The organism is Caballeronia fortuita (assembly GCF_001544835.2).
In the GTDB taxonomy this organism is placed as follows: domain Bacteria; phylum Pseudomonadota; class Gammaproteobacteria; order Burkholderiales; family Burkholderiaceae; genus Caballeronia; species Caballeronia fortuita.
In genome coordinates this window covers 334,385-357,180 of sequence record NZ_FCNX02000001.1, presented here as the reverse complement: position 1 = coordinate 357,180, position 22,796 = coordinate 334,385, and the positions used below count along the sequence as shown (strand labels likewise).

The window sequence follows — 22,796 nt, the reverse complement described above, 5'->3', positions numbered from 1 at the left end:
TTCACACTCCCGATGCCGATGGTGCCTTGCGGTGCCAGTCGGTCGCGCGCTGAAACGCGTCGGCGACCTGGAGCATCCGGGCTTCGTTGAAATAGTTGCCGATGATCTGCAGACCGACCGGCCGATTCGCGTTCGCGCCCGCGCCGAAACCGCACGGCACGCTCATGCCGGGCAGGCCCGCAAGACTCACGGACAGCGTGTAGATGTCGGCGAGATACATCTGCACGGGATCGTCGGCCTTCTCGCCGAGATTCCACGCGACCGACGGCGCGACCGGCCCCATGATGACGTCGCACTGCTTGAACGCTTCCTGGAAATCGCGCGCGATGATGCGGCGAATCTTCTGCGCCTGAAGGTAATACGCGTCGTAGTAACCGTGCGACAACACGTACGTGCCGACGAGAATCCGCCGCTTCACTTCCGGGCCGAAGCCTTCGGCGCGCGACTTCTTGTACATGTCGAGCAGGTCGCGGTATTCGGCCGCGCGATGCCCGTAACGCACGCCGTCGAAGCGCGACAGATTCGACGATGCCTCCGCCGGCGCGATGACGTAATACACGGGAATCGACAACTCGGTCTTCGGCAGCGTGACTTCGACAAGCTTCGCACCGAGCGCTTCGTACTGCTTCAACGCGGCGTCGATGGCCGCGCGCACGTCGTCGGCGAGACCCGCGCCGAAATACTCTTTCGGCATGCCGATGCGCAGACCTTTCAGCGGCTTGGAAGCGTCATCGGAGCCATTGAAGGACTTGCCGAGATAGCGCGTGTAGTCTTCGTTCTCGCGTTGCAGGCTCGTGGAGTCGCGCTCGTCGAAGCCGGACATCGCGTTGAGCAGCAGCGCGCAGTCGTGCGCGGTCTGCGCCATCGGGCCGCCCTGATCCAGCGACGACGCGAACGCGATCATCCCGTACCGCGACACGCGGCCGTAAGTCGGCTTGATGCCGGTGATGCCCGTGAACGACGCAGGCTGGCGGATCGAGCCGCCGGTGTCGGTGCCGGTCGCGGCGGGCGCGAGACGCGCGGCCACGGCAGCCGCCGATCCGCCCGATGAGCCGCCCGGAACCGCCTTCGCATCCCACGGATTCTTCACCGCGCCGAAGTACGAATTCTCGTTGGACGAGCCCATTGCGAACTCGTCCATGTTGGTCTTGCCGAGCGTGACCATGCCGGCCTGTTTCAAGCGATCGACGACGGTCGCATCGAACGGGCTCGCGTAGTTTTCGAGCATGTGCGAGCCGGCGGTGGACGCCCAGCCGCGCGTGACGAACACGTCCTTGTGCGCGATCGGCAGGCCGGTGAGCGCGCCCGCGCGGCCTTGTCCGATGAGGGCGTCGGCGGCTTTCGCCTGTTCGAGCGTGAGCGTGGAATCGACGCCGATGAACGCGTTCAGTTCCTTCGCGGCCTCGATACGTTGCAGATACGACTGCGCAAGTTCCACCGCGGAGACTTCCTTCGAATCGAGCGCCGCGCGCAGTTCGGTCAAGCTTTTCTGATGCATTGCAGTTCCCTGATGAGCGCGGTCGGAATCACGCGCTGACACTGAATATTCGAGACTTACTCGATGACTTTCGGCACGAGATAGAGCCCGTCCTGCACGGCGGGCGCGCAACGCTGGAACTCTTCGCGTTCGACACGCTCTGAGACAGCGTCGTCACGCAGACGCAGCGCGACTTCCTCGATCTGTTCGATCGGGTGGGCGAGTGGTTCGATGCCGGTCGTGTCGACGGCCTGCATCTGCTCGACGAGGCCGAAAAAATCGTTGAGCCGCGCGAGCGTGGGCTCGGCTTCGTGGTCGGGCAATTCGAGCCGCGCGAGGTGCGCGATGCGTTTTACGTCGGTCAGGGTCAAAGACATGGAATCACCGGAGAAAGCGTGGACAGCCTCGATCTCGAAAACCGCGCTGTGACAGCGAGTTACGATCTTGCAAGGAGCCCTCGGAAACAGGTCTGGCGATGGCAAAAAGTGCCATCCTTTTCCTATAGATACCCACAAATTATAAGGTATCATTACACGTTCGACTCACCTCCGGAACGGCTTCTCGGCGGCTTTCTCCCTGAATCAGTCAATTGCGAGAAACGTTTGCGTGCGGCGTTCCATTCTGCGGTAGATTTCTTCCCGGATTTGCACTTCGCGGCGAGCGTTCGCCGCCACCGCAAACCGTTATTTTTTCCGCTGCCGTCCCCGGCGCTCCTCGCGACGAACGGCCACCCAGCGAGACAGGATTTTTGAATGTTCGGTTTTTTGCGCAGCTATTTCTCCAACGACCTGGCGATTGACCTCGGCACCGCCAACACGCTGATCTACATGCGCGGCAAGGGCATCGTCCTCGACGAACCCTCGGTCGTTTCGATTCGCCAGGAAGGCGGCCCCAACGGCAAGAAGACCATTCAGGCGGTCGGCAAGGAAGCCAAGCAGATGCTCGGCAAAGTGCCGGGCAACATCGAGGCCATCCGCCCGATGAAGGACGGCGTGATCGCCGACTTCACCGTCACCGAGCAGATGATCAAGCAGTTCATCAAGACCGCTCACGAATCCCGCATGTTTTCGCCGTCGCCGCGCATCATCATCTGCGTGCCGTGCGGTTCGACGCAGGTCGAACGCCGCGCGATCAAGGAAGCGGCACACGGCGCGGGCGCGTCGCAGGTCTATCTGATCGAAGAGCCGATGGCTGCCGCAATCGGCGCCGGCCTGCCCGTTTCGGAAGCAACGGGCTCGATGGTCGTCGACATCGGCGGCGGCACGACGGAAGTCGGCGTCATCTCGCTGGGCGGCATCGTGTACAAGGGCTCGGTGCGCGTAGGCGGCGACAAGTTCGACGAAGCCATCGTCAACTACATCCGCCGCAACTACGGCATGCTGATCGGCGAGCAGACCGCCGAAGCCATCAAGAAGGAAATCGGCTCGGCGTTCCCCGGCTCCGAAGTGAAGGAAATGGAAGTCAAGGGCCGCAACCTGTCCGAAGGCATTCCGCGCAGCTTCACCATTTCGAGCAACGAAATTCTCGAAGCGTTGACGGATCCGCTGAACCAGATCGTGTCGTCGGTGAAGATCGCGCTCGAACAGACGCCGCCGGAACTCGGTGCGGACATCGCCGAACGCGGCATGATGCTTACGGGCGGCGGCGCGCTTCTGCGCGACCTCGATCGCCTGCTCGCGGAAGAGACCGGCCTGCCGGTGCTCGTCGCTGAAGATCCGCTGACTTGTGTGGTGCGTGGCTCGGGCATGGCGCTCGAACGCATGGACAAGCTCGGCAGCATCTTCTCGTACGAGTGATCTTCCTGTCGAAGTCCTTCGCTCGGTTTTCCATGAGCGAAACGGTCTTCGGCACGGCAGCTAAAAGCATCCGCGTAACGCGACGCGCGCACGGCCCGGCAATCGTCCGGGCCGTTGTTGGAACAGCGTAGGGCAGGTTTCGCCCCCGGCGAAGCAACCTGCAGCATCGATCCATCCGTTCACGCCCTCGGCGCCGACCATGGAATACAGTCCGCCGCCCCTTTTCAAGCAAGGCCCTTCCGCGCTCGCGCGTCTGATCTTCTTCGTGGTGCTCGCCATCGCGTTGCTGGTTTCGGACGCTCGCTACAGCACGCTCGAAATCGTTCGCGGAATGCTGGGCGCGGGGCTCTATCCGTTGCAGCGCGCGGCGCTCGTGCCGCGCGACATCTTCATGGGCGCGGCGGATCTCGCCGTAACGAGCGCAACCTTGCGCAGCGAAAACGCGAAGCTCGCCGACAAGAATCTCGAACTCTCCGTCAAAGCCGGCGATGCGGCGCAACTCGCCATCGAGAACGCGCATTTGCGCGCGCTGCTCAATCTGCAATCGCGCGCGACGACCGCCGAAACGCCCGCCGAAATCCAGTACGACACGCGCGATCCGTTCACGCAGAAAGTCGTCATCGGCAAGGGTTCGCAGCAAAGCATCCAGGAAGGCGCGCCGGTCGTCACCGAAGACGGCGTGATCGGGCAGGTGACGCGCGTGTTCCCGCTGCAGTCCGAAGTCACGCTGCTTACGGATAAAGACCAGGCGGTGCCCGTGCAGATCGCGCGCACCGGCTTGCGCAGCGTGATCTACGGCACGCCAAAGGGCGACACGCTCGATCTGCGCTTCGTGCCCATCAGCGCCGACGTGCAAGCAGGCGACGAACTCGTGACGAGCGGCCTCGACGGCATTTATCCGCCGGGTTTGCCGGTCGCGAAGGTGCTGCGCGTCGACAAGCAGGCGGACACGGCATTCGCGCGCGTCGTCTGTCTGCCGGTCGCGGCGGTGCGCGGCACCCGACAGTTGCTCGTGCTGCACTATAACGTCAACGTGCCGCCGAATCCGATCGAAGTCGAAGCGGCCGCGGCCGCCAAGGAAGCGAAGGAAAACAAGGGCAAGAAGAAGGCCGCGCCGAAGGCGGCGGCCGCAGCGGGCGCGAGCGGCGCATCGGCTCCGGCGCCGGGTTCCGCGCCGGCAGCGGCAGCACCGGCCGCGTCAGCGAAACCGGAAGAGAAACCCTCCGAGAAAGCGGCCGCGCCGAAAGCGGCATCGGGCGCGGCGAAGCCGTCGAAGAAGGCGCATGCGCCCAAGCCAGCATCATCGGGAGCCGCGCGATGAATCGTCCGCAATACATCCTGCAACCGGTCAACCCGTACTTCATCACGTTCAGTCTGGCCGCTGCGTTTCTGCTGAACCTGATGCCGTGGGGACGGCTCGTCGGCGTGCCGGATTTCGTCGCGCTCGTGCTGCTGTTCTGGAACGTGCATCAGCCGCGCAAGGTCGGTATGGGCATCGCGTTCATCCTCGGCATCCTGATGGACGTGCACAACGCCAACCTGCTCGGCGAGCACGCGCTGGCTTACACGCTTCTTTCGTACGGCGCGATCACCATTCACCGCCGCGTGCTGTGGATGGCGCTGCCCGTGCAGATGTTCGTCGTCGCGCCGCTGCTCGTGGGCGCGCATCTCGTGCCGTTCATCATCCGGCTGATGACGGGCGCGGCATTCCCCGGCTGGAGTTATCTGGTCAACGGATTCGTCGAAGCGCTGCTCTGGCCGATCGCGAGCTTTCTGCTGCTGATGCCGCAACGCCGCGCCGCCGACCCGGACGACACGCGCCCGATCTGACGTCCCGAGTCCTGACGCGCGGCGCCGGGCGACCGGATAAACCGCCGCGCGCGAACTACACTTGAATCGCGAGCAAACCGCGAAAGCTGCATGACCGAAATAAAGAACACCGAGCAACAGTTGTCGAAGTTCCGCCTGCGCGTCGCGGCGGCGGGACTGTTCGTGTTCGTCTGCTTCGGGCTGATCGGACTGCGCTTTCTGTATTTGCAGGTCTGGCATTTCAGCAAATACTCATTGCAGGCCAACGAAAACCGCATTTCGGTTGCGCCGATCGTGCCGAATCGCGGCATCATCACCGATCGCAATGGCATCGTGCTGGCGAAGAACTACTCCGCCTACACGCTCGAAATCACGCGCTCGAAGATCAATGGCACACTCGACGAAACCATTGACGAACTGTCGCAAGTCATTCCGATCGACGCCCGCGACCGCCGCCGTTTCAAGAAGCTGCTCGAAGACTCGAAGAATTTCGAAAGTCTGCCGATCCGCACGCGTCTCACCGACGAGGAAGTCGCGAAATTCACCGCGCAGCGTTTCCGCTTTCCGGGCGTCGAAGTGCGTGCGCGGCTGTTCCGCCAATATCCGCTCGGTACGACCGCCGCGCACGTCATCGGTTATATCGGGCGTATCTCGCAGCGCGATCAGGAGCGCATCGACGACGCAAGCGACGCCAACGACGAAAGCTCCGATCACTACGATCCACGCCTCGACGCCAACAACTACAAGGGCACGGATTACGTCGGCAAGATCGGTGTCGAGCAGAGCTACGAAACCGAACTGCACGGCTTGACCGGTTTCGAGGAAGTGGAAGTGACAGCGGGCGGCCGTCCGGTTCGCACGATGTCGCGCACGCAGGCGACGCCGGGCAACAATCTTCAGTTGTCGCTGGACATCGGGCTGCAGCAGGTAGCCGAGCAGGCGTTCGCGGGCAAGCGCGGCGCGCTCGTCGCGATCGAACCATCGACGGGCGACGTGCTCGCGTTCGTCTCCGCGCCGAGTTTCGATCCGAATTCGTTCGTCGACGGCATCGACCAGCAAACGTGGGACGCGCTCAACAATTCGCCGGATCACCCGCTCTTGAACCGTCCGCTGCACGGCACGTATCCGCCGGGCTCGACCTACAAGCCGTTCATGGCGCTCGCCGCGCTGACGCTGCACAAGCGCACGCCGGGCTGGGGCTTTCAGGATCCCGGCTACTTCACGTTCGGCGGCCACACGTTCCGCAACGACGTGCGCTCGGGTCAGGGCTGGGTCGACATGAACCGCGCGATCGTCGTGTCGAACGACACATACTTCTACATGCTCGCGCGCGATCTCGGCGTGAACGCGATGGCCGGTTTCATGAAGCCGTGGGGTTTCGGCCAGATTACCGGCATCGATATCGCGGGCGAGGCGAAGGGCATTCTTCCGTCGACGGAATGGAAGCGCAAGGCGTACCGCAAACCCGAGCAGCAGCGCTGGTACGAGGGCGAGACGATCAGCCTGGGAATCGGGCAGGGCTACAACTCGTTCACGATCCTGCAACTCGCGCACGCCACGGCGACGCTCGCGAACAATGGCGTCGTGATGAAGCCGCACCTCGTGCGCGATATCGAGAATCCGATCTCGAAGGCGACGCGCGCCGTCGTGCGCGATCCGAGCGACAAGATCGCCGTGCAACAGAAGGACGTGGATTTCATCAAGCGCGCGATGGAAGGCGTCGTCACCAACGGCACGGCGGCGAAAGTGTTCGCGGGCGCGCCTTACCTGGCCGCCGGCAAGACCGGCACGGCGCAGGTGTATTCGCTGCAGGGCGCGAACTACAAGGGCCACGCGCTCGCGGAGCATTTGCGCGATCACGCACTCTTCATCGCGTTCGCGCCGGCGGAACAGCCGAAGATCGCGCTGGCGCTGATCGTCGAAAACGGCGGCTGGGGCGCGGAATCCGCCGGTCCGATCGCGCGCAAGGTGCTCGACTACTATCTGATCGATCGTCTCAAGCCGGGCGCGGAAGCGGCGGCTGTCGCGGCAGCGGCATCGGCGACGACCGATGCCGGCCTGCCAATGATCGGCGGCACGCAATCGCCCGCGTCCGTCGCGCTGCCGGCGTCGGTCGCGAATTCGTCGCCGGCGTTTTCACCGCAGGCGGCGTCGAATCCCGCTGTCGCGAAGGCGGCGTCGGCGCCCGCGCTTGCCGCTTCCGCGCCGAAAGCGCAGACGCCGCGCGCGGCCTCGGCGGCGCCTGCCGCGGCGCTGCCCGCGTCCGCGCCCCGCCGCGCGCCCGAGCCGAAGAAACGTCCCGCCGAGCCGACGCCCACGATGGTGCGCGGCAACGAAAACGACGGTGTGCGCGTTGTCGCGCCGTCCGGCGGCATCGACGAGTAAAGGAAACGCCATGCAAATACACATGCAACTAGACAGGCGCGAGCTGCTGGACCGCGCCAAGCGCATGTTCGCGGGCTTCGACAAGCCGCTCGCGCTGATCGTGTTCCTGCTGCTGTGCGTCGGAATCGTGACGCTCTATAGCGCGAGTCTCGACATGCCGGGGCGTGTCGAAGACCAGTTGCGCAACATCATGCTGACCTTCGGCCTGATGTGGGTGCTCGCCAACATTCCGCCGCAAATGCTGATGCGCTTCGCGGTGCCGCTCTATACCGTGGGCGTCGCGTTGCTGATCGCCGTCGCCGCGTTCGGCCTCACGCGCAAGGGCGCGAAACGCTGGCTCAATGTCGGCGTGGTGATCCAGCCCTCGGAAATCATGAAGATCGCGATGCCGCTGATGCTCGCTTGGTACTACCAGAAGCGCGAGAGCAACATCCGCTGGTGGGATTACATCGTCGGCCTGATCATTCTGATGCTGCCCGTCGGCTTGATCGCGAAGCAACCCGACCTCGGCACCGCCGTTCTCGTGTTCGCAGCGGGCATGTTCGTCATCTATTTCGCCGGACTGAGTTTCAAGCTGATCGTGCCGGTGCTGGTCGCGGCCGTGATCGCGGTGGCGGGCATCGCGACGTTCCAGGACAAGATCTGCCAGCCCGAAGTCGTCTGGCCGATGATGCACGACTATCAGAAGCACCGCATCTGCACCCTGCTCGATCCGACGTCCGATCCGCTCGGCAAAGGCTTCCACACGATTCAGGCCGTGATCGCGATCGGCTCGGGCGGCACGCTCGGCAAGGGCTGGCTGAAGGGCACGCAGGCGCACCTCGAATTCATCCCCGAGAAACACACGGACTTCATCTTTGCCGTGTTCTCCGAGGAATTCGGGCTCGCGGGCGGTCTCGTGCTGCTCTTTCTCTATATGGCGCTGATCGCGCGCGGGCTGTTCATCGCGGCGAACGGCGCAACCTTCTTCGGGCGATTATTGGCCGGATCGCTCACGCTCGCATTCTTTACTTACGCGTTCGTCAATATCGGGATGGTCAGCGGGATTCTGCCGGTGGTCGGCGTGCCGCTGCCGTTCATGAGTTACGGCGGCACCGCCTTGACGACGCTCGGCGTCGCGGTCGGGCTCATCATGAGCGTCGCGCGGCAGAAGCGTTTGATGCAAAGCTAGCCCGCTTTTCTTCGATAAAGGAGCCGTGGCTTTTTCATTCGACGCCCGCCATCACTGCGGCTTCTGCTGCTCCAGCTCGGTGCTCAGCTGCAGATACTTGAGCTTGGCCGCCGGATCGCCCTGTGCGGCCGCCGCCGCGTAATAAGCACGCGCGACGTTCAGATTGCGTTCGACGCCATCGCCGCCGCGCTCATAGAACGATCCCGCGACGTACTGCGCGGTCATGTCTCCGCCTTCCGCAGCCTTCTTGTACCAGGCGAACGCCTGCGTGTTGTCGCGCGCGGTGCCGCGTCCGTCGAGGAACTGGTTGGCGAGCGCGAGCTCGGCCTGCACGTGGCCCTGATTCGCCGCGCGCAGGAACCAGCGATGCGCCTCTGCCGGGTCTTTGTCGACGAACTCTCCATCGTCGTACATCTTGCCGTACACGTATTGCGCGTGAGTCATGTTGGCGTCGGCGGCGCGGCGCAGCCATTTCTTGCCTTCCGGCACGTCCGCCGGGCCGCCTTCGCCGTTGAGCAGCATCATCGCGTAATTGAATTCGGCGAGGCGGCTGCCCTTCTGCGCCGCGCGCCGGAACTCCGAGCGCGCCGCTGTGAAATTGCCGGCGTTGTAGTCGGCGACGGCGTTTTGCGTCGCGATGTCGGTCGGCTTCGGCGTATTGTCGGCGCGGGCCGCCCCGGCGAGCGCCAGCGCGATGATCGCAGCGGCGACCGGTTTCATGATCTCGCCTCCTGCAACGCCTGACGCGTCGCCTTCAACAGCCACATCACATCCGCGCCGATCGCGACGAGCTTGATGCCCGCCTGCGCGTATTGCTTCGCGCTTGCGGCATCGAGGGCGAAGATGCCGCTCGCGATGCCCGCGCGATTCGCCGCATCGACGATCTTGGCGATCGCCGCCTGCACGTCCGGATGTTTGCCATCGCCGAGATGTCCGAGGCTCGCGGCCAGATCCGCCGGTCCGATGAACAGGCAATCGACGCCCGGCGTCGCGGCGATTTCGTCGACGGCTTCGAGCGCCGCCGCCGATTCGATCTGCACGATGGTCGCGATCTGCGCATTCGCGTTCGACATGTAGTCGCGCCGCATGCCGTACGCCGCCGCGCGCACCGCGCCCGCGACGCCGCGCAACCCGTGCAGCGCCGCTTCGGTCGGATATTGGGTGAGCCGCACGATGCGCGCCGCCTCCTCCGCCGATTGCACGTTCGGAAACATCAACGTGCGCGCGCCCGCGTCGAGCGCGCGCTTGACGAGCCAGCCTTCGTTGGCGGGCACACGCACGATCGGCTCGCTCGGCAGATGCGCGGCGGCGATCGCGCGCAACTGGGCGACGACGTCGGCGCTATCGTTCGGCGAGTGCTCCATGTCGATGCACAGCCAGTCGAAGCCCGCGTGCGCGAGCGCTTCGGCGGCATCGGCGCTGCCGAGCGACAGCCACAGGCCGAACAACGTGCCCGGTTCCGAAAGGCGCTGCTTGAGGGGATTGGTGAAGGTGCTCATCGCGCGTCTCCTTCGCGAAGAAGGACAACGGCGCGCGGCCATTGGAAGAACGGGAGAAGTGCCGGCATGCGTGCGCTCCGTGTCTCGTCGCCTCGGAGGGCGGGCGACTCATCGGACGATCATACCGTGACAAAAGCACGCGCGCCGGAGGCGCTCCGGCCGCGCGCGTGAATCAGCCGCGCTCGACGTCGGCCCAGCAGTTCGGCGTTTCGTAGAGACGCACGCGCTTGAGCTTGAGATTGACGCCGTAATGGGCGTCGTAGACTTCCGCGAGAATGTTGAACGCGACGGCGGCGAGATTTTCGACCGTCGGAATGCGATCCAGCACGACGGTCTTGTGATCCGACAGCGTCTGCAGAAACTCGCGCACTTTGGCATCGCCTTCGTAGACGATGAACGCGTGGTCCCATTTGTTGACGAGATGCTCCATCGCGAGTGCTTTCACGTCGGCGAAGTCCATCACCATGCCGCGGTCGGGCGCGCCTTCCACGTCGACGAGATCGCCTTGCAGCGTAATTTCGAGCACGTAGCGATGCCCGTGCAGATTCCGACACTGGCTGCGGTGATCGGGGATGCGGTGGCCCGCATCGAATTCGAGTTTTCGGGTAATCGTCTGCACGGCGTTCAGGGGATGTTCAGGTATTTATGCGTCTGCATCGACAGGCGCCACTTCGGATGGCGCTTGCACCAGTCGATCGCGAGCTTCGTGTTGATGTCGCGCGATGCGTTGTCCATCGGCTGCACGAGGAAATAGTCGAAGTCGAGCTTTTCGTACTCGGCAAGACGCTGGTTGTCCTGCGGCACCACGACCTTCAGCTCGTTGCCTTTCGTCACGACGAGCGGCGCATCGGCTTTCGGGCTCACGCAAATCCAGTCGATGCTCTCGAGCACCGGCAGCGATCCGTTCGTTTCGATGGCCATTTCGAAACCGACTTCATGCAGCGCATCGACGAAAGGCTGGTCGATCTGCAGCATCGGCTCGCCGCCCGTGCACACGACGAACTTGTGCGCCTCGCCTTGCGGCCACAGCGACGCGATCTTCGCGACGAGTTCCGCCGGCGTCCTGTACTTGCCGCCGTTCTCGCCATCGGTGCCGACGAAATCGGTGTCGCAAAACTGGCAGACCGCGTCCGCGCGATCTTCCTCGCGTCCGGACCACAGATTGCAGCCCGCGAAACGGCAGAACACGGCCGGGCGCCCGGCATTGGCGCCTTCGCCCTGCAACGTGTAGAAAATTTCCTTTACCGCGTACGTCATGACTGCTCTGTGAACCTTATAAAAAATCAAACCGGCGCGGTATCGACCTGCTCGCCCGCGCGATACGCCTCGTAGCCGCGTTTGCGCAGCTTGCATGCCGGACACTGGCCGCAACCGAAGCCCCAATCGTGCAGTTCCGCGCGCTCGCCGACATAGCACGTGTGCGTCTCGATGCGAACCAGTTCGACGAGCGCGTCGCCGCCGAGCGTTTCGGCGAGCCGCCACGTATCGGCCTTGTCGAGCCACATCAGCGGCGTTTCAAGCGCGTAGCGCGTTTCCATGCCGAGGTTGAGCGCGACTTGCAGCGCTTTCATCGTGTCGTCGCGGCAATCCGGATAGCCGGAGAAATCCGTCTCGCACATGCCGCCGACCAGCACCTTCAGTCCGCGCCGATACGCCACTGCCGCAGCAATCGTCATGAACAGCAGATTGCGGCCCGGTACGAACGTGTTCGGCAGGCCGTTTGCGGTCGCCTGAATCTCGATTTCGCGCGTCATCGCGGTGTCGCTGATCGCGCCGAGCACGGACAGATCGATCATGTGATCTTCGCCGAGACGCCCGGCCCACTGCGGAAACTCGCGCACGATCGCGTTGCGAAAGCCGTCACGGCATTCGAGTTCGACGCGATGGCGTTGTCCATAGTCGAAGCCGAGCGTCTCTACCGTCTTGTAACGTTCGAGCGCCCAGGCGAGGCAAGTGGCCGAGTCCTGGCCGCCGGAAAACAGCACGAGCGCGCTGTCTTTAGCGTCTATCCGAGTCACCGTGAAAACTCCGTACTCCGTGAATGTGATGGGCGTCGCACGCCGCACAGGCAGTCGGGGTGACCGGACTTCTCGCGACGAGCGGCGCGGGCGCGATGCCCGCGAGTCCAGTATAGGCCGGCGGCCTTCGCCCGGACGCGCACGCCTTTTATGCCGCCGATAGCGGAATTTCAGGCGGAGAAGCGATTCGGAGCGCCGAAAAGAAAAGGACTTGCGGGTCCGAGGACGAGGCAAGTCCTTAATTCGACGCGAATTTTAACATGGAGCGTAAATATCCGCCGGGCTGGCGCCCGCCAAGCGGTAATAAGGTATTTATTGCCATCATCAGAAGAAATAAATCGGCAAGACTGTCCTGCGCTCTAAATCCGCATCAACGCCCGCCGATATACATGTAACAAAACACGGTTGGCTGTTACATAAGCGGTATTTTTTACTTTTTGCGTTTCGACGAGTCCAACTCAGGCAACAAGCGAACAGCACCTTCGTTACTTCGTAGATCGAAGTTTCCTGACTTCAAACCCTCCCGCAGGGTTACGCGGGACCGCAGGTCCGCTTCCAATCCGCCCTTTTGTTCGCGGCGCTCCGGAGACCGTACCTAATTCACCGACACACATCATCCGATTAGTAGTGCAAACAATGAAAAAATATATCCAGACCAACCTCCGCGTCACCGATGCGTTACGCGCACCGAAGACCAGCCTGATCGCCATTGCGGTCGCAACCAGCCTGTTGATGGCCGCCTGCGGGGGTGGCGGCAACGACGCGCTCGACACGGCATCGACGGCAGCCGCGGCAAGCCGCAAGGTAACCGCCGCCGCTGCAGCGGCCACCACGCCGCCCGCCAGCACGATCTTTTACGGCGCGAACGGCCACAACAACGAAGGCGGCGCCTACGACATCTCCAGCCCGGCGCTGCAGCTTTCGCAGTTGAAGGATCTCGGCGTGAAGCTGTATCGAAACGAGGTGTATAGCCAGGGATCCGCGAACAAGCTCGCCGGTATCGCGAAGACAATGGCGGCAGGCGGCGTGACCGTGTATCCCGTGATGCTGATGAGCATTGACTTCAACAGCGAAGCCGATGCGTATAACGCCGGTTATCAACTCGGCGTCTGGACGGCGAGCGCGTACAAGTACCCGTACTACGAAGTGTCGAACGAACTCGACGCGATCACGATCTACAACAACGTCGACGGCGTCTATCCGCAGCAATTCGACAACGCCAAATTCCAGATCGCGCGCGGCGTGATTCGCGGGATGATCGCAGGCGTGAAGTCGATCGATACGAACGGCAAGATCATCATGGGCGGCGGCACCTGGATGCACTACGCGCTCGATCAGATGCTCGCGAATGGCTCGCAGCCGGACGGCACGACCGGCCACCCGGTCGTGAACTGGGACGTCACCGCGTGGCACTGGTACTCGGACATGGGCGACATCACGAACGCGTGCGGCGGCACCGGTTGCCATGACGTGCTCGGGACGTTGCAGCAGTTTGGCAAGCCGATCTGGATCAACGAATACGGCGTGCGTCCGTGGATGGGCTCGGATCAACAGATCGCGTCTTATCTCGTCGGCAACAAGATGATGGCGGAGTTCGTCGCGGTGGCGTCGAAGTACAACATTCAGGCGATCCAGACGTACCAGCTGTACGACGATCCCGCCGGCGGCGAAGGCGCCTACGGTCTCCTCAAGAACGACGGCAAGACGCAGAAGGCAGCGTACACCGCGTTCAAGAACTTCGTCGCGGCCAATCCGAGATAAGCCACGATAGCCAGAAAAAACGCGCGATACGCTTGCACGAACCGCGCGTATTTTCATGCTGCAAATGAAAAAGCCCGAGAGCGATAACACTCTCGGGCTTCTTGCATTCTGGTGGCCTGGGGCGGAATCGAACCACCGACACGCGGATTTTCAATCCGCTGCTCTACCAACTGAGCTACCGGGCCAACGAAGAGGTGAAACTATAGCAGAGACTATCGCGCCCCTCAAGCCCCTCCGCACATTTTTGTGCAAATGTCCGGGCCGCGTTCAAACTTCGCTCTTGTTCTTCCCGAGATCGACGCCCAGTTGCTTCAGCTTGCGATACAGATGCGTTCGCTCGAGCCCGGTCTTTTCCGCGACGCGCGTCATGCTGCCGTTTTCCCGCGCGAGGTGATACTCGAAGTACGCGCGCTCGAAGGCATCGCGTGCGTCGCGCAACGGGATATCGAACGAGATGGACGCCGTCTGCCCTGCGTGATTCTGCGTCGCGCCGCCCGCCGCCGCATCGCTCGATGCGTTGAGTGCCAATGCCGTCGGAAGCGCCGCCGCAACCGGCACGCCCGATGCGCTCGCGCTCGAAGGCGGCTTCGCCGCCGCCGTCACGGGCGCGGCCGCTGTGCCGTGCGCGAGTCCCTGCTCGACAGCCTTCAGCAGCTTCTGTAGCGCGATCGGCTTTTCGAGAAAGTTGAGCGCGCCGATCTTCGTCGCCTCGACAGCCGTGTCGATGGTCGCGTGCCCCGACATCATGATGACCGGCATCGTCAGCTTGCCCTGCGCGGCCCATTCCTTGAGCAGGGTCACGCCGTCGGTGTCGGGCATCCAGATGTCGAGCAAAACGAGATCGGGCGTTTGCTGTAGACGGTAGTCGCGCGCGTGCTGCGCGTTCTCCGCCACATCCACAACATGGCCTTCGTCGCTCAGGATCTCGGAGAGCAGTTCCCGGATCCCCATTTCATCGTCTACCACCAGGATGGTTGCCATTTACGCTGCCCTTGTCTGCACTGTTGCTTTTGCCGTTCCATGCTTCGCCGACCCACCGGCCGCCGCCGGCGTCGCGCCGGGCGCTGCGGTGTCGTCCGCGAGTTGTAGAAACAGAATCGATATCTGCGCGCCTTCGATCACATCCGCGGTCTTCGATCGGTTGCGTATGTCGATGCGCGCGCCGTGCTCGTCGACGATCTTCTTCACGGTTGCAAGTCCCAGGCCCGTGCCTTTCGCTTTCGTCGTCACGTAAGGCTCGAAAGCACGCGAAAGAATGCGCGCCGGAAAGCCCGAGCCGTTATCCGACACCGTCAGACGAACCGCGACACGCGCATGACCCGATGCATCGGGCTCGCCATATTCTACTGTCCTCGTTTCGAGGAGCACGCGCGGTTCCGCGACTTCGGCCACCGCGTCCTGCGCGTTCTGCAGCAGGTTGTGGATGACCTGGCGAATCTGCGTTGCATCGCCGCGTATCACCGGCAGCTTCGCGAGATCGACCTTGATCGGCGTCTTGCCGTCTTCGATGCCGTACAACGTCAGCACTTCCGCGACGAGTTCGTTCAGTTGCAGATTGCCGAGCACCGCGGGCGGCGTGCGCGCGTATTCGCGGAAATCGTCGACCATCTGCTTCATCGCCTGAACCTGGTTCACGATGGTCGTCGACGCGCGCTTCAATACGTCCGCGTCCGGCGGCGCGAGCTTGTCGGCGAGCTTCATCTGCAGGCGTTCGGCGGATAGCTGAATGGGCGTGAGCGGATTCTTGATCTCGTGCGCGAGACGCCGCGCGACTTCGCCCCACGCGACCGAACGCTGCGCGGAAATCACATCCGAGATATCGTCGAACACGACGACGTAACCAGTCGTTTCGGCGTCGTCGGTGTCGCTCTCGGTCACGCTCAGCAACTGCGTGCCGCGCACGAGCAGCGTGAGCGGATCGCTTTCGCCCGGCACCGTGACCGCGACCTGCTGCTGCCAGTGACCGCGATCGCCGACGGGATGATCGCTTCCGACCGCGGCGGCATCGCGTTCGGCGAACGCCTTTCTCACCATCGCGCCGAATTCGGAAAGCACGTCGATCCGGTCGAGCGGCTGATTGAGCAGCGCAGCGAACGGCTGCCGGAAGATGCGTTCCGCGCCGCGATTCGCCGTGGACAGACGGAATTGCCGGTCGAACACGAACACGCCCGCCGTGAGGTTCGCGAGAATGCTTTCGAGGTACGCCTTCGAATGCTCCAGCGCGATGCGGTTGTTCTCGACCGCCGCGCGCGCCTCCGAAAGCTGGCGCGTCATCGCGTTGAAGGACTGCGTGAGGAAGCCGAGTTCATCGCGCGAATTGATCTCGCGCTTGGGCGTGTAGTCGCCTTCGGCCACTTCCTTCGTGCCTTGCGCGAGCAGGAACAGCGGCCGCGCGAGCTGATTGCCGAGCGCGAGCGCGAGCATCATGGCGATGAAGGTTGCGAGGAACAGCGCGAGCGTCAGCGTGCCGATATACATCTTGCGCAAGCCCGTGCGCCCGAGCCGCTTCTCCTGATACTCGCGATACGCCCGCTGCACGGCGTCGGCATTGCGCGCGAGTTCCTGACTGACCGGCTGCTCGATCTGCAGGAAGCGATCGACGTGCTGAAATTCCGTGGTAGTGGTCGGATCGGGAATCTTGGTGAGCACGCGCAATCGCAGTGCGCCTTTCGGTCCGTTCGATTTCGGATCGCCGTCGATCTCGCCTTCGATCGCGCCGTACGGATGATCCTGCGCCTCGCGCAGCATCGCGCCGGTCGGCTCGTTGGTCGGCAGGAGCGCGTAGTAATTGCCCGATGCCTGCGCGACCGTGCGCAATCCCGACACGCGCTGCGAACTGTTGTTCGAGGCGAGATCCTCGCGGTTGTACTGGTCGCGCGGACGCTCGAACACGACGGCGTCCTGCACGCCGTATTGATCGCGCAGGCGCAGAAGCGACAACGTGAGACTCGACGGATCGGCGCTTGCGAGCTGATCGCTCATCTGCCGACCGCGATTCTTGAAATCGGCGAGCGAGGTTTCCAGCATGCCGCGCCCGAGCGTGAGACCCGAAGTGAGCGCGGTTTCCACATTCACGTCGAACCACGATTCGATGCTGCGCGACACGAACTGATAGGACACGACATAGATGATCGCGCCCGGCACGACGCCGACGAGCGCGAAGATGAACGCGAGCTTCGCGAGCAGCCGCGTGCCGAAGCGCCCTTGCCGCACCCTCGACACGATGATGATGAACAGACTGACGACGATCAGCATGAACACGATCGCCACCGCGACGTTCGCCGCGTAGAGCCAGCCGTAGTAACGGTCGAAGAACTCGGTGTTGGCGCTGGCGAGCGCGAGCATCACGAGCAGCAGGACTGCCGTGAGCGCCACCGTGGAGACCAGCAAGCGAACGACGAAACTCTTCATGTCAGTGCGGCCGCGTCGAAATCTATTTCGCACGTTCTGCCGCCGTAAAAGTAAAACGCTTCCAATCCGAGGAAAGGTTCCAGTCGCGATTATTCACCGCGTCGATCTGGAACGGCTTGGGCATCAACGCGATGTCGAGCTGCATGCGCACCGATGCGGTATACGTTTCTCCGCCATGCACCTGGTTCCGGTCGATGACATGCCACGAGGTCACGTGCTTGATGACCGCGAGCGCCTCGTTCAGCGATGCGAAACGCAACTGCAGTCCGCCCGTCGAAACGCGATATTCGTTCGTGAGCGGCTGATAAGAAAGGCGGATGCTCTGCGACACGTTGACCGGCTCTTCATCGAACCAGTACCAGCGCGGCCGGGACAGATTGAAGTCGATCGTGAAGTAGAGCGGCACGCTCCGGTTCACGGCATCTTCGAGACTGTTGTTCAGGTCGAAGTCGAAGTGCGCGTCGAGACTCCAGCCGGCGTTGTCCGCTTGCAGCGACGCGCGCTGCACGGCGATCGTCTCGGCAAACGCGGGATCGGCCGCGGCGAGCGTCAGCCAGAGCGTCAGCGCAGTCCAGATGACGGCCGCGAGCCGAAGCGGAAAGAAGCGTTTGATCGTCACCGTTTCTGAAAGCGCGCGTAGAAAAATCCGTCGTGGTCCGCGATGTGTTCCGCGTCCCGATCCGGGCTCGCGAGATTTGTACCGTCCGGTGAACCGTGCGCCGCGCCCGCGCTTCTGCGCGCCGCTGTCGGCAACAATTGCCCCGGCGCGTCCAATCGTACCGCATCTTCATGCGCGCTTCCAAACCAGCGTGCCTGCGCCTCGCCCTCCTCGGGAAAGATGGAACACGTCACGTAGAGCAGTTCGCCGCCCTTCGCGACGAGCGGCCACAGCGCGTCCACGATGCGCCGCTGCTCGGCGACGAGCGCATCGATATCGGACGCGCGCCGTAGCCAGCGGATGTCCGGATGACGCCGCACGATGCCCGACGCCGAGCACGGCACGTCCGCGAGAATGCGATCGAACGGCGCGCCGTCGGACCATTGCGCGGGGTCGCCCGCATCGCCCACCCTGATTTGCGCGTCGAGCTTCAGGCGCCGCAGATTCTGTCCGATGCGGCCCGAGCGCTCCGCATCGCTTTCGAGCGCAACCAGTTCGACGTTCGCGAGCTCGAGAATGTGCCCGGTCTTGCCGCCCGGCGCGGCGCAGGCGTCGAGCACGCGCATGCCGTCCTTCACGTCGAGCAGTTGCGCGGCGAGTTGCGCGCCGGCGTCCTGCACCGACACGACGCCTTCGTCGAAGCCCGGAATGCGGTCGACGGGCATCGGCGTTTTCAGGCGCACCGCGTGCAGGCCGGCCGCTTCGGCATCGATGTGTGCGTCTTTCAGGCGCGCGAGATATTCGCCGACGCTCGCGTGGCGCGCGTTCACGCGCAGCGTGAGCGGACCTTGCGCGTTGCCCGCTTCGAGGATGCGCTCCCACGCGTCCGGCTGGCCGCGCTTCACGGCGTCGATCCACCATTGCGGATAATTCCAGCGCGCGACTTCGTTCTCGCGCGCCGCCTCGATGAGCGTCTCGCGCTCGCGCAGGAAGCTGCGCAGCACCGCGTTCACCAGCCCCTTCGCGAACGCGAATTCGCGGCGCGCGGCGATCGCGCCTACGGCCTGATCGACGACAGTGAACGGCGCATACGCGGCGTGCGCTTCGTCGTCGGTCAACAGCGTGAACGCGCACACGAGCACATTGGCCACGTGCGGCGGCGGCGCTTTCTTCACGAGCTTGTGCAGCAGCGCATCGGCGAGGGCGAGACGGCGCATCGCGCGATACGCGATGTCCTGCACCGCCCCGCGCGCCGTCGCGTGCTTCGCCGAAGCGACGACCGTCTGCAACGCCGCCGGCAACGCCGATCCCGCGCGCACCGCGCCCACGGCTTGCGCCGCGCAGTCGAGCGCGAACGCGAGCGAATCGGGCGCGAGGTGCAGCGCGCTCAGGCGGGAATGCGCGGCGGCGGGCCGGCGGGAAGGCTTGTCGGTCATGGCGAAACGGTAACGGTCAACGGCGACGCGCAGAGTTCGCGCGAACGGGGAATTGTAACGTGCGGGGAATGCGCGTCCGGACGGGCCGCCGTGAACAAAGAAAAAGGCCGCTCCGGCGAAACCGGAGCGGCCTTTCTCGATGACGTTTCGGCTTTTAGAAGCGGCCGGTTCGCGCCATTTCCATCAGACGCGCGACGCGCTCTTCGGTCGCCGGGTGCGTCGAGAATAGATTAGCGATGCCGCCTCCCGACAGCGGATTCATGATCATCATCTGCGCGGTCGCCGGATGCTGCTCGGCGGCCGGGAACGGCACGCCGGTCGCGTAGGCGTGAATCTTCTCGAGCGCGCTCGCGAGCGCTTGCGGATCGCCGGAAATTTCCGCGCCGCCGCGATCGGCTTCGAATTCGCGTGCGCGAGAAATCGCCATCTGAATCAGCGCGCCCGCGATCGGCGCGAGAATCGCCACGAGAATACTCGCGATCGGGTTCGAAGGGCGGCCTTCGTCGTCGCGTCCACCGAAGAACATCGCGAAGTTGGCGAGTGCGGAGATCGCGCCGGCCATCGTCGCGGAGATCGTCGAGATCAGGATGTCGCGATGCTTCACGTGTGCCAGCTCGTGCGCCATCACGCCGCGCATTTCGCGCTCGGACAGCACCCGCAGAATGCCCGTGGTCGCCGCGACCGCCGCGTGCTCGGGGTTGCGGCCCGTCGCGAACGCGTTCGGCGCGTCTTCGTTGATCAGATAGACGCGCGGCATCGGCAACTGCGCGCGCGTGGCGAGCTCGCGCACCATGCGATAAAACTGCGGGGCGGTGGTTTCGTCGACTTCCTGCGCGTTGTACATGCGCAGAACCATCTTGTCCGAGAACCAGTACGAAAAGAAATTCATGCCGAGCGCGACGATCAGCGCGAGCATCATGCCCTTCGATCCGCCGATCATCCCGCCGATCACGACGAAGAGGGCCGTGATCGCAGCCATCAGCATCGCGGTTTTGACCCAGTTGAACATGTCCGGAGCTCCTCTCCTCAAATGCAGTGCGCGTATCGCGCGGTTGCCCCGGCCACCCGACCGGGACGACAATTGTAAGCAAAATGTTAGATAGGGGCGCGCCGCAATAATTCAATCGATGACAACGCTATTTAACGATGCGTCGTCGCGAGCTTGATGCCGAGCCCGACGAACGCGCCGCCCACACCGCGATCCAGCCACTTCTTCACGCCCGACTTGCCCGCGAAACGCGCCGTGACGCTGCCCGCGATCCACGCGACGAAGCTGTTCCAGACCGTGCTCATCGCGATGAACACGACGCCGAGCGTGAGAAATGCGAGCGTCTTGTGCGGGCTGTCGGCGGCGACGAATTGCGGGAAGAACGAGACGAAGAACAGCACGACCTTCGGATTCAGGACGTTCGTGACGAAACCTTGCGCGAAAAGCTGGCCGAGCGATTTGGGCGTGGATTTGTCGTTCGGTTCGACACGCGCGCTTTCGGCTTCGTCGTGCTTCGCGAAGATCAGGCGCACGCCGAGATAAATCAGATAGATCGCGCCGGCGATCTTGATGACGGTGAATGCCGTCGTCGATGCTGCGAGAATCGCCGTCAATCCGAACGCGCACGCGAGCGTATGCACGATGCAGCCCGCCGAAATGCCGAGCGCCGACACGATGCCCGCGCCGCGTCCCTGCGCGACACTGCGCCCGACGAGGTAAGCCGTATCGGGGCCGGGCGTGACGTTGAGCAGAAAAACGGCGATGAGAAAGAAGGTGAAACCGGTAATGCCGAGCATCGGAAACTCCAGACAGGCACGCGTATCGACGACGTTTTTATTTTAGCGCGGTGCCTTCCCGGGCGTCCCCGGGCGTCCGTTATGGAAGCGTGAAACGCTGGCCTTTCGCGAGCGGTGCGCCTGCCAGGAATTCGCGCGCGGGCAGGCGTTTGCCGCCCGGCTTCTGCAACTGCGTGAGCCTCAGTGCGCCCGAACCGCACACCACGACGATGCCGTCGGGCGAAACATCGGCGATGGTGCCAGGCTCGCCCGAACCGTCGACCGGTTGCGCGGACCAGATTTTGATCGCGCCATTATCCAGCGTGCCGGAGGCGCCGGGGAACGGATCGAACGCGCGGATCTGACGCGCCAATTCTTCAGCCGGACGACGCCAGTCCAGCGTGGCTTCGTTCTTCGCGATCTTTTCGGCGTAGGTCGTGCCTTCTTCCGGCTGCGCCGTGGACGGCAGCGCGCCATCGCGTTCGAGATCGCGCAGCGCCGCGACGATCAGTTTCGCGCCCATCTGCGCGAGGCGGTCGTGCAGCGTGGCGGTCGTGTCGTCGGGGAGAATGGGCGTGCGCGCTTCACGGATCATCGCGCCGGTGTCGAGGCCGGCGTCCATCTGCATCAGCGTGATGCCGGTTTCGGCGTCGCCCGCTTCGATCGCGCGATGAATCGGCGCGGCGCCACGCCAGCGCGGCAGCAGCGACGCGTGAATGTTGATCGCGCCGTGCGGCGGGATATCGAGCACTTCCTGCGGAAGAATCAGGCCGTAAGCGGCGACGACCATCACGTCGTGCGGCGTGGCCTTCAGCAGGTCGATGGCTTCCGCCGCTTCCTGCGGATACTTGCCCGCGCGGCGCAGCGACGTAGGCTGCGCGACTTTCAAACCGTGCTCGACGGCGAAGCGCTTGACCGGGCTCGCGGTCAGCTTCATGCCGCGTCCGGCGGGCCGGTCGGGCTGCGTCAGAACCAGCGGCACGGAAAAACCGGCTGCGTGAATGGCCGCGAGCGCCGCGGCAGCGAATTCCGGCGTTCCCGCGAACACCACGCGCAGCGATTGAGTCATCGGTTACAGCGCCTTTTCCAGCTTTTTCATCTTGCCGCGGATGCGCGTCTGCTTCAGCGTCGACAGATATTCCACGAAAACGTGGCCCGCCAGATGATCCATTTCGTGCTGGATACACACCGCGAGCAGCCCTTCGCAATCGATCTCGAAGGTTTCGCCCTTCTCGTTCAGCGCCTTCACGCGCACCTTGTCGGGCCGCTCGACGAAATCGTAGATGCCCGGCACCGAAAGACAGCCCTCTTCCCACTCCTTCTTCTGCTCGCTCGTCCAGACGAGCTCGGGGTTGATGAAAACCATCAGTTGGTCGTGCGCGTCGGAGACGTCGATCACGATCACGCGCTCGTGCACGTCCACCTGGGTCGCGGCGAGGCCGACGCCCGGCGCGGCGTACATCGTTTCGGCCATGTCGGCGACGAGCTTGCGGATGCGGTCGTCGACCACGGCGACGGGTTTCGCCACCCTGTTCAGCCGCTTGTCCGGGTAGTTGAGTATCTTGAGCAGAGCCATGATTCGGATTGTCTACGCGCGCCGCGACGCGTGTGAATCGGCCATTCGGCCAGGTTGCGGGTAAAGGGGCGGCATGCCGAAGATATGCGGGTGAA

Annotated in this window: 21 protein-coding genes and 1 tRNA gene; 6 read left to right on the top strand and 16 right to left on the bottom strand. The window is 63.6% G+C overall.

Translation table 11 applies throughout. From position 1 onward, the window contains the following. Window position 1 precedes the first annotated feature (1 nt). Together gatA and gatC are read right to left on the bottom strand one after the other, a co-directional pair. Complete coding sequence (gene gatA / locus AWB77_RS01645; RefSeq protein WP_061132639.1) at window positions 2-1,498, bottom strand: Asp-tRNA(Asn)/Glu-tRNA(Gln) amidotransferase subunit GatA; 1,497 nt, start codon at window positions 1,496-1,498, stop codon at window positions 2-4. 56 nt (window positions 1,499-1,554) lie between these two features. Then, window positions 1,555-1,854: an Asp-tRNA(Asn)/Glu-tRNA(Gln) amidotransferase subunit GatC gene (gene gatC, locus AWB77_RS01640; protein ID WP_061116735.1), complete on the bottom strand. Its 300-nt coding sequence runs from the start codon at window positions 1,852-1,854 to the stop codon at window positions 1,555-1,557. A 375-nt stretch (window positions 1,855-2,229) separates the two neighbouring features. Between gatC and AWB77_RS01635 the strand changes: the two genes are divergently transcribed. The 5 genes from AWB77_RS01635 (at window position 2,230) to rodA (ending at window position 8,638) form a co-directional block, all read left to right on the top strand. Further along, window positions 2,230-3,273 (top strand): rod shape-determining protein, encoded by a 1,044-nt coding sequence (locus AWB77_RS01635; protein ID WP_004189550.1) that lies wholly within the window; start codon window positions 2,230-2,232, stop codon window positions 3,271-3,273. Window positions 3,274-3,472: 199 nt separating this feature from the next. After that, the gene (gene mreC / locus AWB77_RS01630) at window positions 3,473-4,594 is read left to right on the top strand and encodes a rod shape-determining protein MreC (protein WP_061132638.1); all 1,122 of its coding nucleotides are present in this window, start codon (window positions 3,473-3,475) and stop codon (window positions 4,592-4,594) included. Continuing rightward, complete coding sequence (mreD, locus tag AWB77_RS01625) at window positions 4,591-5,103, top strand: rod shape-determining protein MreD (RefSeq protein WP_061132637.1); 513 nt, start codon at window positions 4,591-4,593, stop codon at window positions 5,101-5,103. The genes mreC and mreD overlap by 4 nt, the downstream gene beginning before the upstream one ends. 90 nt (window positions 5,104-5,193) lie before the next feature. Then, window positions 5,194-7,467, top strand: coding sequence for a penicillin-binding protein 2 (gene mrdA, locus AWB77_RS01620; RefSeq protein WP_061132636.1), 2,274 nt, complete (start codon window positions 5,194-5,196; stop codon window positions 7,465-7,467). Between the two features lie 22 nt (window positions 7,468-7,489). Continuing rightward, window positions 7,490-8,638: a rod shape-determining protein RodA gene (gene rodA, locus AWB77_RS01615; RefSeq protein ID WP_061132635.1), complete on the top strand. Its 1,149-nt coding sequence runs from the start codon at window positions 7,490-7,492 to the stop codon at window positions 8,636-8,638. A 51-nt stretch (window positions 8,639-8,689) separates the two neighbouring features. On the opposite strand, the gene AWB77_RS01610 is transcribed toward rodA, so the two are convergent. The 5 genes from AWB77_RS01610 to queC all read right to left on the bottom strand — a co-directional run bounded on the left by AWB77_RS01610 (window position 8,690) and on the right by queC (window position 12,155). Continuing rightward, complete coding sequence (locus AWB77_RS01610) at window positions 8,690-9,358, bottom strand: tetratricopeptide repeat protein (protein WP_061132634.1); 669 nt, start codon at window positions 9,356-9,358, stop codon at window positions 8,690-8,692. Beyond that, the gene (locus AWB77_RS01605) at window positions 9,355-10,137 is read right to left on the bottom strand and encodes an HpcH/HpaI aldolase family protein (RefSeq protein WP_061132633.1); all 783 of its coding nucleotides are present in this window, start codon (window positions 10,135-10,137) and stop codon (window positions 9,355-9,357) included. The genes AWB77_RS01610 and AWB77_RS01605 overlap by 4 nt, the downstream gene beginning before the upstream one ends. A gap of 172 nt (window positions 10,138-10,309) precedes the next feature. Further along, entirely contained in the window at window positions 10,310-10,756 is a 447-nt protein-coding gene (gene queD / locus AWB77_RS01600; RefSeq protein WP_061132632.1) for a 6-carboxytetrahydropterin synthase QueD, read from the bottom strand. A 5-nt stretch (window positions 10,757-10,761) separates the two neighbouring features. Then, window positions 10,762-11,394 carry a 7-carboxy-7-deazaguanine synthase gene (queE, locus tag AWB77_RS01595; RefSeq protein ID WP_061132631.1) on the bottom strand — a complete coding sequence of 211 codons (633 nt, stop codon included), beginning with the start codon at window positions 11,392-11,394 and terminating at the stop codon, window positions 10,762-10,764. 26 nt (window positions 11,395-11,420) lie between these two features. After that, window positions 11,421-12,155 carry a 7-cyano-7-deazaguanine synthase QueC gene (gene queC / locus AWB77_RS01590; protein ID WP_061132630.1) on the bottom strand — a complete coding sequence of 245 codons (735 nt, stop codon included), beginning with the start codon at window positions 12,153-12,155 and terminating at the stop codon, window positions 11,421-11,423. A gap of 636 nt (window positions 12,156-12,791) precedes the next feature. Between queC and AWB77_RS01585 the strand changes: the two genes are divergently transcribed. Beyond that, window positions 12,792-13,916, top strand: coding sequence for a glycosyl hydrolase (locus AWB77_RS01585; protein ID WP_061132629.1), 1,125 nt, complete (start codon window positions 12,792-12,794; stop codon window positions 13,914-13,916). 109 nt (window positions 13,917-14,025) lie between these two features. Here AWB77_RS01585 and AWB77_RS01580 read toward each other — a convergent pair. From AWB77_RS01580 to def, 9 genes are all read right to left on the bottom strand, one after another. Continuing rightward, window positions 14,026-14,101, bottom strand: a tRNA-Phe gene (locus AWB77_RS01580). Window positions 14,102-14,183: 82 nt separating this feature from the next. Then, complete coding sequence (esaR, locus tag AWB77_RS01575) at window positions 14,184-14,897, bottom strand: response regulator transcription factor EsaR (protein ID WP_061132628.1); 714 nt, start codon at window positions 14,895-14,897, stop codon at window positions 14,184-14,186. Continuing rightward, complete coding sequence (locus AWB77_RS01570) at window positions 14,898-17,327, bottom strand: sensor histidine kinase (RefSeq protein ID WP_061132627.1); 2,430 nt, start codon at window positions 17,325-17,327, stop codon at window positions 14,898-14,900. 22 nt (window positions 17,328-17,349) lie between these two features. Continuing rightward, window positions 17,350-17,946, bottom strand: a complete 597-nt coding sequence (locus AWB77_RS01565; protein ID WP_061132626.1) for a DUF4390 domain-containing protein — start codon at window positions 17,944-17,946, stop codon at window positions 17,350-17,352. After that, entirely contained in the window at window positions 17,943-19,361 is a 1,419-nt protein-coding gene (gene rsmB, locus AWB77_RS01560) for a 16S rRNA (cytosine(967)-C(5))-methyltransferase RsmB (RefSeq protein WP_061132625.1), read from the bottom strand. The genes AWB77_RS01565 and rsmB overlap by 4 nt, the downstream gene beginning before the upstream one ends. A 154-nt stretch (window positions 19,362-19,515) precedes the next feature. Beyond that, a complete protein-coding gene (gene htpX, locus AWB77_RS01555) occupies window positions 19,516-20,370 on the bottom strand; it encodes a zinc metalloprotease HtpX (protein ID WP_061132624.1) in 855 nt (284 codons plus the stop codon). A gap of 131 nt (window positions 20,371-20,501) precedes the next feature. Then, a complete protein-coding gene (locus AWB77_RS01550; RefSeq protein ID WP_061132623.1) occupies window positions 20,502-21,146 on the bottom strand; it encodes a LysE family translocator in 645 nt (214 codons plus the stop codon). 79 nt (window positions 21,147-21,225) lie between these two features. Further along, complete coding sequence (gene fmt, locus AWB77_RS01545) at window positions 21,226-22,194, bottom strand: methionyl-tRNA formyltransferase (RefSeq protein WP_061132622.1); 969 nt, start codon at window positions 22,192-22,194, stop codon at window positions 21,226-21,228. Window positions 22,195-22,197: 3 nt separating this feature from the next. Beyond that, window positions 22,198-22,701 carry a peptide deformylase gene (gene def / locus AWB77_RS01540; RefSeq protein ID WP_061132621.1) on the bottom strand — a complete coding sequence of 168 codons (504 nt, stop codon included), beginning with the start codon at window positions 22,699-22,701 and terminating at the stop codon, window positions 22,198-22,200. Window positions 22,702-22,796: the final 95 nt, after the last annotated feature.